This is a genomic window from Okeania sp. SIO2B9 (assembly GCF_010672505.1).
In the GTDB taxonomy this organism is placed as follows: domain Bacteria; phylum Cyanobacteriota; class Cyanobacteriia; order Cyanobacteriales; family Microcoleaceae; genus Okeania; species Okeania hirsuta.
In genome coordinates this window covers 1-12709 of sequence record NZ_JAAHGK010000055.1, presented here as the reverse complement: position 1 = coordinate 12709, position 12709 = coordinate 1, and the positions used below count along the sequence as shown (strand labels likewise).

General features: G+C 38.9%; 10 protein-coding genes. 3 read left to right on the top strand and 7 right to left on the bottom strand.

Annotated elements, in window-relative coordinates; all coding sequences use genetic code 11:
* Positions 1–35: 35 nt before the first annotated feature.
* The 3 genes from F6K13_RS03860 to F6K13_RS03850 form a co-directional block, all read right to left on the bottom strand.
* Complete coding sequence (locus F6K13_RS03860) at positions 36–2411, bottom strand: hypothetical protein (RefSeq protein ID WP_287286852.1); 2376 nt, start codon at positions 2409–2411, stop codon at positions 36–38.
* A 21-nt stretch (positions 2412–2432) separates the two neighbouring features.
* A complete protein-coding gene (locus F6K13_RS03855; RefSeq protein WP_287241545.1) occupies positions 2433–2966 on the bottom strand; it encodes a hypothetical protein in 534 nt (177 codons plus the stop codon).
* 118 nt (positions 2967–3084) lie between these two features.
* Positions 3085–3351 carry a hypothetical protein gene (locus tag F6K13_RS03850; protein WP_287241543.1) on the bottom strand — a complete coding sequence of 89 codons (267 nt, stop codon included), beginning with the start codon at positions 3349–3351 and terminating at the stop codon, positions 3085–3087.
* A gap of 397 nt (positions 3352–3748) precedes the next feature.
* Between F6K13_RS03850 and F6K13_RS03845 the strand changes: the two genes are divergently transcribed.
* Positions 3749–4189, top strand: coding sequence for an Hsp20/alpha crystallin family protein (locus F6K13_RS03845; RefSeq protein WP_287241541.1), 441 nt, complete (start codon positions 3749–3751; stop codon positions 4187–4189).
* Positions 4190–4313: 124 nt separating this feature from the next.
* Here F6K13_RS03845 and F6K13_RS03840 read toward each other — a convergent pair whose 3' ends face one another.
* Positions 4314–4724, bottom strand: a complete 411-nt coding sequence (locus tag F6K13_RS03840; protein WP_124155009.1) for a type II toxin-antitoxin system VapC family toxin — start codon at positions 4722–4724, stop codon at positions 4314–4316.
* Positions 4725–4882: 158 nt separating this feature from the next.
* Complete coding sequence (locus F6K13_RS03835) at positions 4883–5149, bottom strand: hypothetical protein (protein ID WP_124146854.1); 267 nt, start codon at positions 5147–5149, stop codon at positions 4883–4885.
* Positions 5150–5275: 126 nt separating this feature from the next.
* On the opposite strand from F6K13_RS03835, the gene F6K13_RS03830 reads away from it, so the two are divergent.
* Positions 5276–6178, top strand: coding sequence for a DNA cytosine methyltransferase (locus F6K13_RS03830; RefSeq protein ID WP_124146853.1), 903 nt, complete (start codon positions 5276–5278; stop codon positions 6176–6178).
* 469 nt (positions 6179–6647) lie between these two features.
* On the opposite strand, the gene F6K13_RS03825 is transcribed toward F6K13_RS03830, so the two are convergent.
* Positions 6648–7208, bottom strand: a complete 561-nt coding sequence (locus tag F6K13_RS03825) for a biopolymer transporter ExbD (protein WP_124146852.1) — start codon at positions 7206–7208, stop codon at positions 6648–6650.
* Between the two features lie 405 nt (positions 7209–7613).
* Positions 7614–8363 (bottom strand): MotA/TolQ/ExbB proton channel family protein, encoded by a 750-nt coding sequence (locus F6K13_RS03820; RefSeq protein ID WP_375339390.1) that lies wholly within the window; start codon positions 8361–8363, stop codon positions 7614–7616.
* Positions 8364–9084: 721 nt separating this feature from the next.
* On the opposite strand from F6K13_RS03820, the gene F6K13_RS03815 reads away from it, so the two are divergent.
* A partial coding sequence (locus F6K13_RS03815) for a PAS domain-containing protein (RefSeq protein WP_287286850.1) occupies positions 9085–12709 on the top strand: 3625 nt, incomplete at its 3' end.

Here is a 12709-nt window from a genome sequence, read left to right as displayed (position 1 = left end):
GTCGGGAGGTAGACAAACATCTTGATCGAAGCGGATCAACATTTATTTATGTAAGGGGGTGCTTTCCGCCCCACCCTGTGGAGGAGTGGGGAAACCAGCACCCCCTTACCAACCCCCTTATGGTTGTAAGTGGAGTAGGCACCCAGGTCGTCCACATCCTCAAATATAATCAGCTTCCGACCTCCGTAGTTCACACCGTCATAGAGTTCTGCCACCACCGGGATCGGACTTACCACTGGGGCTGGTGGCACACCCTGGTTGAACTTGACCGAAGAGATCGCCTCCCCGAACCGCATTGGTGTCTGGAGATCCGGATATTCACCAGGTTTCAGCACTAACTGACTACTGATATAGTTGGCGTCGCGGTAGAAGCTCACCTCGTAGTGGGCATTCGGGTCAAAGTTCGGACCCGGACGGATCTTCAACGAGCTAGTTCTGTTATCCATATAATAAAGAGCCAGGTCGGGGGTGTCTTGGCTCAAGAGCAGACGCATACCTGGATTCCCTCTCCAGAATAAATGCTGGTACAGCTCCACGATTAAGGGAATGTGGGCGTACTCCATGGACCCGGGGGAAGCTGGTTCAGACCCTGTGCCATCTCCGATGATAAACCGGGTCGATGAGGTCCTATTACTAAAGGTGTGGCTCTGTTGGAGATTCGGATACTCACCGGGTTCGAGGTCGATGTAGTCACCAGTACCATTGAAAAGGTCGTAGAGCCTGATCTTATCTCCTGGCATGTAGTTCGGCCCTTTGAATACCTTCACCGAGGAAGTCCGGTTGTCGAAGCCAGAGTAGTGACCCAGGTGATCCACATCCTCAAATATAATCCGCTTCCGGCCTCCGTAGTTTATAAGGTCGTAGAGTTCGGCTACCACCGGGATCGGACTCATCGCTGGGGCTGGTGGCACACCCTGGTTGAACTTGACCGAAGAGATCTGGTCCCCGAACCTGATTGGTCCAAAGTGGATATCCGGATATTCACCAGGCGTTAGCACTAACTGACCACCGATATAGTCGGCCTCGCGGTAGAAGCTCACCTCGTAGTCGGCATTCGGGTCAAAGTTAGGACCCGGACGGATCTTCAACGAGCTAACTGTGTTATTCATAGAATAAGGAGGAGCCAGATTGGGGGTGTCTTGGCTCAACAGAAGACGTCGCCCTGGAGCCCCCATCCAAGGCGTGCTCGGGGTGAATAAATGCTGGTACAGTTCCACGATTAAGGGAATGTGGGCGTACTCCATGGACCCGGGGGAAGCTGGTTCAGACCCCGTGCCATCTCCGATGATGAACTTGGTTGATGAGGTCCTATTACCAAAGCGGTGGCTCTGTTGGAGATCCGGATACTCACCGGGTTCAAGGTCGATGTAGTCACCAGTACCATTGAAAAGGTCGTAGAGCCTGATCTTATCTCCTGGCCTGTAGTTCGGCCCTTTGAATACCTTCACCGAGGAAGCCAGGTTGTTGAACTCAGAGTAGGTATGCAGGTTGTCCACATCCTCAAATATAATCAGCTTCCGAATTCCTCCGTAGTTCACACCGCTGTAGAGTTCGGCTACCACCGGGATCGGACTCACCGCTGGGGCTGGTGGCACACCCTGGTCGAACTTGACCGAAGAGATCATGTTCCCGAAATTGATTGGTCCCAAATTTAGCTCCGGATACTCACCAGGTTTCAGCACTAACTGACCACCGATATAGTCGGGGTCGTTGTAGAAGCTCACCTCATAGTCGGCATTCGGGTTGAAGTTCGGACCCGGACGGATCTTCAACGAACTCGTGAGGTTATTCATATAATAAGGAGGAGCCAGGCTGGGGGTATCCTGGCTCAACAGAAGACGTCGCCCTGGAGCAACCCCCAAGGAATTGCGGAACGAGCCGTCGTAAAGCTCCACGATTAAAGGAATATGCTGATAGGGACCAGGCGGAATGATGGCAGGAACTGTGATTGTGACTGTCTTGCTGCCAACGATTTGTCCATCGGCGACCACATCAAGGGAGCCGTTGAAGACCTGAATATCTGTGGCGGCTGCGACATTGCCAAGCCAGGAAACGGCGAAGCTAATTTCATGGTCTTCGTCTCTGCTGAGGGGGCCATGACCGGCGCTAGGTCCGATTGTTTGCACAAACGGTTCGGTTGCACCACTCGCTACTAGGCGCACGTTCCTGATTGTGGTGATCTGTGCTGCTAACTCAGCAATAATCCGCTCAACAGCAGTATCTGGACTGACACCTGAGACTAGTATGCCCCCCGTTGTATTGGCAATCCGGGTTCCTTGTCCCGCTTCGCCCACCGGATTGCCGCAATTATTGCGGTACCAATCGCTTACCCCTTCGATCGGGTTATCCAGCCCGTCCCTTGCGCCACTGCTTTCCAAGCTCATTGCCAGCACGGTAATTTTCTCGGCCACTAGCTTATCGGTGACTGATTTCTAGGTAATGTCGTAGTCTAGGCTGGAGATTGCCTTGCATATAGGGTCATGGCCTCCGGCATCACCAATCCAGACGATGATCCGCTGGGCATCGGCACGCCAACCAATGTTGCCACCTGGTGGTTCGGCCACCCGATCTAGGGCATAGAACTGAGCCTCGGGAACGTCCCTACCTGGGGTCGTGCTCCAGGTATCGACTGCGGCTTTGACATCGGCGATATTGGCAGTCAGATTACACTGGTGCTCGAAGGCGAAGGGATGTCTGTTAGGATCTGGAGCTGGAAAGTCTTTGTAGTTGCCCACTCCAAACTGGACATCAGACCCTAAAGCCTGAGTTTGGTTGACGATATCTACCATGCCTCTCTGGACGGAGGCGATCGCTGGACCCATGCTACCAGTCGTGTCTGATAGAAAATAGACATCGACTTTCGGGACTATCCCTAATTTCGGAATCGTGACCTTAACCACTTCGGCGAGGGTCTGATCTTTTGACAGAGTCAGATCGTTGGTTGGCGGTGAAACCTGAATACTCATTTAGTGAAATAACTCCTTTGAGAAAAAAGTTTTGGTTTCTGACTATAAATTTACCATCAAAAGTATTTCCGAGTCGATGAATGTCTAAGTTAAAAAATGTTACTACCAGCAATAACGCTTATTCTGGGCTAGGTTCGGGATTAACTGCAACTAGAATAATGGATATTCCTGCATAGTAATGGTAGGATACATATTTTTTAATTTCTTCCACACTGCTCATCTCCCCATCTCCCCAAATTCCCCTCCCAGGAGGGGGAGGGGCGAGGGGTGGGTCCCCATCTCCCCAAATTCCCCTCCCAGGAGGGGGAGGGGCGAGGGGTGGGTCCCCATCTCCCCAAATTCCCAAACTCCCGGTGCTTCCTTTACCATTAGTATGCACCACCACCGAATAATGCTTCGGCTAAGATTATTTGCAACTACCCAGCAATAAGTTTCCTTTTTCCTGCGACTGCTAAGTAAGATAGACATTACTCCTAACATATAGACGCTAACAACGATATTTTTTTGCCAGAAAATTATAGATGTTCGGCAATTGCGATCGCACAGTAGGCAGGAACCGAATTAATTATTTTTCTACTTAGATTACATTAAAGACAAGTTGAATGAAAACAACTTCAACTGAGTTTTGAAGGTAAGTTTTGGTGGTAAAAAAACTGAAGTACGGAAAATGCGCTCGCATCTCTCTAAGTAACCGAACTTACTAATTACCAAAACTCTACTAAAATTATCAACAACAACGAATTCAATTAATACATAAAACATTTATTTAGGAGGCAACAACTATGGCTATTGTACGTTTTTCTCCATGGCGTGAAATTGATTCATTACAGAAAGAAATGAATCGTGTCTTTGACAATTTTACTCCTTATTTAAACGGTGAAGAAAAAGGAATAGCATTTACACCAGCAGCAGAAATGGAAGAAAACCATGATGCTATTGAGTTAAAACTGGAAATTCCTGGTTTAGAAGCTAAAGATGTAGATGTACAAGTAACTGCGGAAGCTGTAGCAATTAAAGGAGAGCGTCGTCAGGAAGTTAAAACTGAAGAAAAAGGTATGACTCGTTCTGAATTTCGTTATGGTGCTTTCCAGCGAATAATTTCTCTACCAGTTCGGGTTCAAAATGACCAAGTCAAAGCTGAATATAAAGATGGTATTTTGCATCTACATTTACCTAAAGCGGAAGCAGAAAAGAATAAAGTTGTGAAAGTAAATATTGGCTAATATTATCTCTATAGAGAGATAGGAAAAATTAGTAGGGGCGAACAGTTGTTTGCTCCTACTATCTATTGGGAGTTACACAATTTTTAAACCCAAATAATGAAGCTAATATAGCTCCAAATTCTCCTCACTTTCTCTCCTCTTCCCAATCTTCATAAATTAGCCCGTCAATTCGTTCAAATTCCCTAGTATTATGAGTAACTAAAGTTAAATTATTTGCCATTGCTATTGCAGCAATTTGTAAATCATTACTCCCTACTGGTGTCCCTTTTTTCTCTAAATCTGCTCGAATTATTCCATAAACTTCCGCTGATTTATCATCAAAATCAAGTGAAATAAATTCTGACAAAAACTCCTTTTGTCTTAATAATATTTTGGCAGGATTATTACTTTTATTTGCACCATAAAATAACTCAGCTTTGACGACAGAACAAACAAACACATCCTTAACAGCGACTTGCTGTAGCCGTTCTCTGATTAGAGTAGAACGCCGATTCAAATACCTAACAATTACATTAGTGTCTAGTAAATACCTCATCTTTAACCGAAAAATTGTAGTCTAAAACCTCCCTTTTTAAAGGGATAAAAAAAGAGACTATTTCTTATGAAAATCCTCCTTATTGCAGAGGTAATGTTAACGCAGTTCCTCCGGAGGAGGCTAACTGATAACTGATAACTTATAACTGAAATTACCCTTCAGAAACATTCTTGCACACTATCATCTAAACTTTCATCAATGCCTCCATTATCAATTACAATAGGGTCATCTGCACAAGAACCAGCCGTTCTCTCAAAGAAACCTCTACTCCATCCTAATTCTTCAGGAGTTTTAATTGTTTTATTTGCTAATTCTTTCGTCAAAATAACTTGAATCTCCTCTGTTAAAGTCCTACCGTTATTTAAAGCTTGATTCTGTAATTTTTCCAGGATTTCTGGCTCTAAATTATCAAGAATAATAGTCATAACATTACCTCCTTATTAATTCTAATTTAATCATTTAATAACAGCGCTTTCCTAATATTACCATCATATACAATATTAAAAGCTGAGAACTATAATGCTAATTGCTGACTGCTATTTGGAATATAGATGCACAAAATAAACGTAATTGACCTTTTCTGTGGATGTGGTGGTATGTCGTTAGGCTTTCAAAATGCAGGTTTTAATATAGTTGCTGCTTTTGATAACTGGGAACCGGCAATTAAGGTATACCGCCAAAATTTTCATCACCCAATTTATCAATATGATTTGAGCAAAACTGACTTTAATTATCAAACTTTTATTCAAGTTAAACCAGACCTAATTATTGGCGGTCCTCCTTGTCAAGACTTTTCTAGTGCAGGTAAGCGTAATGAAGATTTAGGTAGAGGAAATTTAACTATTTCCTTTGCTCAAATAGTGACTAATATTTTGCCTCAAATTTTTGTGATGGAAAATGTTAGTCAATTTATTAACTATACAAAATATCGAATTACTAAAGACATTTTTAAAGCTGCTGGATATGGTATTAGTGAAAAAATTATTGATGCAAGTTTATGTGGCGTACCTCAAAAGAGAAAGAGATTTTTTTTGATTGGAATTTATGGAGAGCGAGACAAAGAAATTGAACCATACTTAGAAACTTATTTGGCAAAAAAACCGATGACAGTTAAAGATTATTTTGGAGATCAATTAGAAATTAAACATTATTATCGTCATCCCAGAAGTTATAAAAGAAGAGCAATATTTAGTATTGATGAACCTAGTGCTACGGTCAGAGGAGTGAATCGACCTATTCCTCAAACTTATCAAAATCATCCAGGAGATTCAGCAAAATTATCCTCAGAAATTCGACCATTAACAACAATAGAAAGAAGTTATTTACAGACATTTCCTGAAGGTTTTATTTGGGAAGGTTGTAAAACAAATTTAGAACAAATGATTGGTAATGCTGTACCTGTGAAGTTAGCTGAATATGTGGGAAATAGTATTTTAGAGTATCTGAAAAATTAGGAGTGGAAAGTTACAGCAGAAGGAAGAAGGAAGAAGAAGGAAAAATGAAATATCTTGTATTTCCTAAGTTTTAAGCTTTTGATATGTCCGCGCCTTTTGTTTCGACTGCTATATAATTAATTATCTAAACTTGAGATTAAGAATAACTCACAAATCACATCTGATTTACCAATTTTTTAATATAGATATTTCCCAATTTTAAAGTTTGTCTTATCTAAATATCGTAGGCATATTGATAATCTTTCCAAGCAGCTTTTGCGCCAGCTTCTACTATTAAACTTAAGTCACAATCATACTCTCCAGCACAACTAAAAGAACTAAATTCTAGTATGTAAAGTTCTCCTTCTGATTCACAAATATCTACGTAGTTGTCATTATCGTTAAGACTTATACTAATTCTACTGAAGTAATATTAAAAAAAAGTCTTTTTAGGCAACAGGAAATAGAGATGTGTATCAAATGAAAATACTCAATCTGTAGATGACTCAGGAGCAGCAGGTAACTGAAATTCACCGGGGTTGACTGTCCTTGCTGGAGTAGGCTTTTGTTTGGACTCAGACTCAGATGGGGTAACTGATTCTTCAGTATTATCATTATTAGTAGTAGCACCAGGACCTGTTTGAGGTGCCCCTGGTAAAGTTGCTAGAGCTACGCGATCGCCTCCTACTTCTCGCAATAAATCTAGAACTTGCACAACATCATTGTATCTTGCTTCTTTAGGAGCATACAATACAACAACTCCGCGAGGATTAACTTGATGATATCTCCGCACAAACTTTTCGAGTTCAACCGCATTCACAGCTTGTTGTTCAATAAAAGTTTTTCCCACCTCATTCACACTTACAAGTAACATATCTTGTGATTGAGGTTTACCCGTGCTAGCTTTTGGTAAGTCAACATTAATTGCCTGTTGACGAGTTAATTGTAAAGCGGCTAAAAGGAAGAAAGTTAGAATGCAGAATATTACATCAATTAGAGGTATTAACTCAATTCTAACTTCTTCAGTGGCAGATTCTTGATTAAGTTTCATTGTTTTTTTGTTTGGAGAAAAATATAGCGCTACGCGAAAATCAGAAGTAGGGGCAGCCATTCGCCCCTACAGAAGTCAGAAGTAATCTCTGACGCTCGTTTGAGCATTTAGGAATGTCCTAAGCTTTGCTTCGACTGCGATCAAAAATAAATAAAAGTATAAAGTCTCATCAATAATGACATTCAAGAAGTAGTCAGTAGTAGGGGCGAGAATGTGGTCAATGGAAATGTAAACCCCACCAACCCTATTAAAACCCTGTAGATTGTCGGGTATTAAACCCATGATCAATAAAGATAATACATTCACAAAATTTTTGCTTCTAATTGACAAATTAGTCTGAAAAAAATCAAGATGCTTTTCTATAAAAAATCATCAGCTATCTTGTCATGATTGATATATTTTTCGTTAATTATTATCTGGCTCATCTGCAGTTCTATCAATATCCCTTTCTGCTGGAGAATCTGTTGGTTTTGTATCCTGTTCTAAAGAATCTGGAAAATTATGAGAATTCTGCGTCCATGTAGGAGGAAAATAAGTATTATTATCTGGTGAATTGTATTTATTTAAAGATGTCTGTTGCCAATATTGTCGATAGAGTAATTCTAATTCATTGCCAGATTTCCGAAAAACCTTCATCTGATTAAATAACAAACTTTGAAATAATCGATAAAATACTAGACTAACAATAGCTACTACCAAACCAGCAGCAGTACTAATTAAAGCTTCACCAATACCAACTGTCACTCCCGCAGTTGAAGAAGTGCCCAAGTCCCCAAGGCGAATCGAACCAAGGGAACCAATAAGACCCAAAACAGTACCTAGTAAGCCCAACATCGGAGCCAAAGCAATCACCCCTTCCAGCAATTTATCTCCCTTACGCATTGAGGCCAACTCATCATCAGCACTAGCCTCTAGTGCCAATTTAAACACTTCAGGTTCTGGGTTTTGTAATCGCAGAGGAGCATAGAGAAAGCGACCAATAGGTTGTTTTAGAGTGCGTCTAGCCATTTCTGTCGCTATACTCCAGTCACGACGTGCGGCTTCTAATACTCGGCTAACAGTTTGTTTTTCCTTAATTAATAGATTTGTCCAGAACCATAGGCGGTCTATTATGGTACTGAGGGACAGAATTGATAAAACTAACAGAGGCCACATGGCAGGGCCTCCTTTCTGAATCAACTCTTCAAAGGTCACAGTATATTCGCTCCTGCAGTTTCAACTGATTACAATTATTTGTCTATTTACTTTATTTTTAAGTTCCTTAGAACTGTAATGCTATGGGAATCATAGATTGACAAAATTCAAATTAAATGATACCTCTTAATTAAGATAAAACTATTAAATTTCTGCATCATATTTTTTCATTTTTTCAGCATTAACCTTCAGCATAATTAATTTAAGCTATCAAGTGCAGGCTTACTTTAAGTACTATAATTGAAAATTTGTCCAAAATAGAAGTTGATGACAGGTTGTACAGTAGATATTTTACAGAAAGAAGTCAAAACTCACTCGTGCAAAAATTGAGATAAATTGATAATTTTTGTATTGTTAATGATAATTTCTGTATTGTAATTTGTTTGGTTCTTAGTTTGACAAGAATTATCCTAGATAGACTAGGCTTAAGACCTCTATGATTAATCTCATAGGTGTTACTTTGGAGCTTGCAAGTTGTTAATAGAGCTTCAAAGTCCCTGATGATAATAAATAGCTGCAAAATGTGGAAATTAGCACTAGTTAAAAATTATTCTGGAAATAGAGGTAAGTATGACAGAAAAGTTATATCAGTCAGACAAAAGTAAACCTTTAAACTTGCATTATTCGGTACAAAATTCTAGATTGTTATATTTTTGATCAAACATCATCAGAGTCATCCAAAATGTTTATTCCCTCCATCAGTCAGGCCATTAATTATAGTCCTTTTACTGCTACACCAGAAACTCCTGTAGAAGATGTAATTACTTCTATGAGTCTTACAGGTGCAAGTTGTGTGTTAATTGTAGAATCATCCTCTCCTTCTAATGTTGTAAGAACACCTCCACAAAGCGATCGCACTACATCTCAAGACTTAAGTAATGGTTCCAAATCTCAAGATACAAAGTTACAATCTTTAGGGGTAATCATAGGTATATTTACTGAGCAAGACTTAGTACAGCTAGCCTCTATTAGCGCTTCCCTAAGTGGATTTCCGATTGCTCAAATAATGATTAGATCCATAATAACAGCCCAACTATCGGAAATTCCAGATATCTTTGCTCTCTTAGCAATACTAGAAAAACATCAAATCACCCATTTACCAATCGTTAATGAGGCAGAAGAACTTATTGGCCTAGTGACTACCCGTAGTTTAATTTTCAATCAGCTTCAGATCAAAGACAACAGTTTAAGATTAATAGCCAACAGGCAAGGTGAACCATCTATTGATAAAAATGGTACTAAGGTCGCATCCCAAAAACAAGAATTAGAAGCTCAAAATAATGCAACAAAAACAACCTTTGACTCATCTTTAACTCTACCAGCTAACTTAATCCAAATTAATCAATTAGAACAAATCCCTGAATCTCAAATTATTCAAGCTGCATCTTCTTTATCAATTCGGCAAATTACCCAACTAATGTTTACCTATAATATTAGTTATATTCTGATTACTGAAAGCAAAGAAAATAAATCTCAAAATCAGAAATTGACTAAAATATTAGGGACAATTAGCAGTAGAGATATAGTACAACTACAAGCATTAAAAATAGATTTTAATCAAACTAAAGCTGAGACAGTTTGTAATACTTTACCAGTCCTAGTAGGTTCTCATGCCAGTCTAGAAGTAGCTTTAGGTTTAATGAAAAAAAATTATTATCTATTGCCTCTAATTGTACAAACCCCCACAGGCAAAATAACTAATATTATTACTGCTACAAAAATAATTCAACAAATACTGTTACCTAAATCATTATATCAATCATTAATTCGCTTTCATAATTATATAAAAAAAACATCTATTCAACTGCAAAAAATCGATGAAAAATTTAAGCAGTCTGCTGTAGAACGGAAAAATTTAGAAAAAGTTTATCTCAAAACACAAGAAAGTACAGTTATAGCAATTGAAGGAAATCAAGATGGAGTTTGGGATTGGAATATCAAAACAAATGAAATATTTTACTCATCTCAGTGGAAAAAATTATTGGGTTACAGAGATGATGAAATTTCCCAGAAAATAGATGAATGGTTAAATAGAATTCATCCAAAAGACATCGAAAAAGTTAGTGTAGCCGTTCAAGAACATTTAGCAAAAAAATCTCTTTTCTACCGAATAGAATATCGCATAAAACGCAAAAATAATAGCTTTATATGGGTTCTAGATAGAGGAAAAGCATTATGGCAATCGGGAATGCCAGTGAGAATGGTGGGAAGTTTGATAGATATTACTCAGTTTAAAGAAACAGAAATAAAACTAAAATTTCAAGTAAAAAAGTACACCGAAATAGTTAATAATATTCAAGATATAGCTTTTAAAACTGATGCTACAGGTAATTTAATATTCTTAAATAAGACCTGGAAAAAAATTACAGGTTTTACTTGTGAAAATAGCTTAGGTAGAAATTATTTAGAGTTCATTCACCCAGAAGATAGAAAAAAATTAAATTCTTCAGCAGAGAATACCCCAAAAAATATAGAGTTGGTTGCTAGTAATAAAAAATTAGTTGCAGGTTGCTATCAATTGAAGTGGTTAACCAAAAATGGAAATTATTGTTCAGTAGAAATGAAGAGTACATTGATAGCTGATAACAAAGGCAATATTACTGGTATGGTAAGTACCCTCAGTGACATTTCTGCGAGGATAGCAACCCAAGAAAATTTGCAAGCTAATGAAAAGGCAATTAGAGAACTATATGAAGTTACCACTAACGCAGATAACTCTTTTGAAAACAAAATAGTTGCATTATTAGATATGGGATGTCGTCGGTTTGCCATGGATATAGGACTATTAGGAAAAGTTTTAGGAGAACGTTATGAGGTTATTGCAGCTCACTTACCAGAAGATTTCCTATTTGGAATAGCTAAAGGAGACGCTTTTTCCCTCGAACAAACATTTGATAGGGAAGTATTGCGCTCGAATAAACCTCTAGCGATCGCATCAGCTAAAAATTCCCAGTGGCGACATCATCCAGCATATACCGTGCGTCGGGTAGAATCTTATCTTGGGACGAAAATTTTTGTATCAGGAAGAACTTATGGCACTCTTAGTTTTACCAGTCGTATTGCCAAACAGAAATGGAGTTCAACAGATATAGAAGTTTTAAAATTAATGGGGACTTATATCGGTGGCGAATTGTTGCGACAAGATGCTATAGAAGGTTTGCAGAAAAAATATCAGCACATTTTATTGCTCAAACAAATTACTCAAGAAATTCGCTCTAGGTTAGATACTCAAGAAATTTTTCAGACTACTGCTACTCAAATTGGTCGAGTATTTGGAGTCAACCGTTGTTCCATTCATAATTATCTTTCTCAACCTTATTCCCACCTCCCTTGTGTTGCTGAATATTTAGAAACTGGTTACGAATCAACTTTAGATTTAGATATTGCAGTTACTTACAATTCTCATACAGAACAATTATTATCAGAAGACAAAGCGATCGCTACTCCAGATATATTTTCAGACCCTTTATTAAAATCATCTGCACCGATGTATCGGAGGCTAAATGTTAGATCAATGTTGGCAGTTCGCACTTCTTATCAAGGACAGCCAAATGGTATTATTAATTTGCATCAATGTGATTATACGCGTCAGTGGACTAAGGATGAAATAGACTTATTAGAAAATGTCGCAGTTCAGGTAGGATTAACATTAGCTCAGGCGCACATATTAGAGTCAGAAGTTACTCATAAACAACAGTTAGAAGCTCAAAATCAAGCTCTAGAACAAGCTCGACAAGCAGCAGAAGTAGCAAACCGTGCCAAGAGTGAATTTCTCGCAATGATGAGTCATGAAATTCGTACTCCAATGAATGGTGTCATTGGGATGACAAGTTTGCTATTAGATATGGAATTAACGACAGAACAACGAGATTTTGTGGAAACTATTCGTACCAGTGGAGATGCGCTTTTAACTATTATTAATGATATTCTTGATTTTACTAAAATAGAATCTGGTAAATTGGAATTAGAACAAAGTTCTTTGGATATTAGAAACTGTGTTGAAGAGGCGTTAGAGTTATTAGCACCGAGGGCAGCACATAAAGATTTAGAGCTTGCTTGTTTAATTGATAGTTCTGTGCCAGCAATGATTGTAGGAGATGTAACAAGGCTGCGTCAAGTGTTGGTTAACTTGCTAGGAAATGCTGTTAAATTTACAGAAAAAGGAGAGGTGGTTGTTTCTGTAACGGCTAGAAAAGTTGGTCAAAATAATCAATTAGAAGATATGAATTACGAGGGAATATTTAATGATGAAGCTCCTAGTAAAACCACAGGTACTTATGACATCCAGTTTGCCGTGAAAGATACAA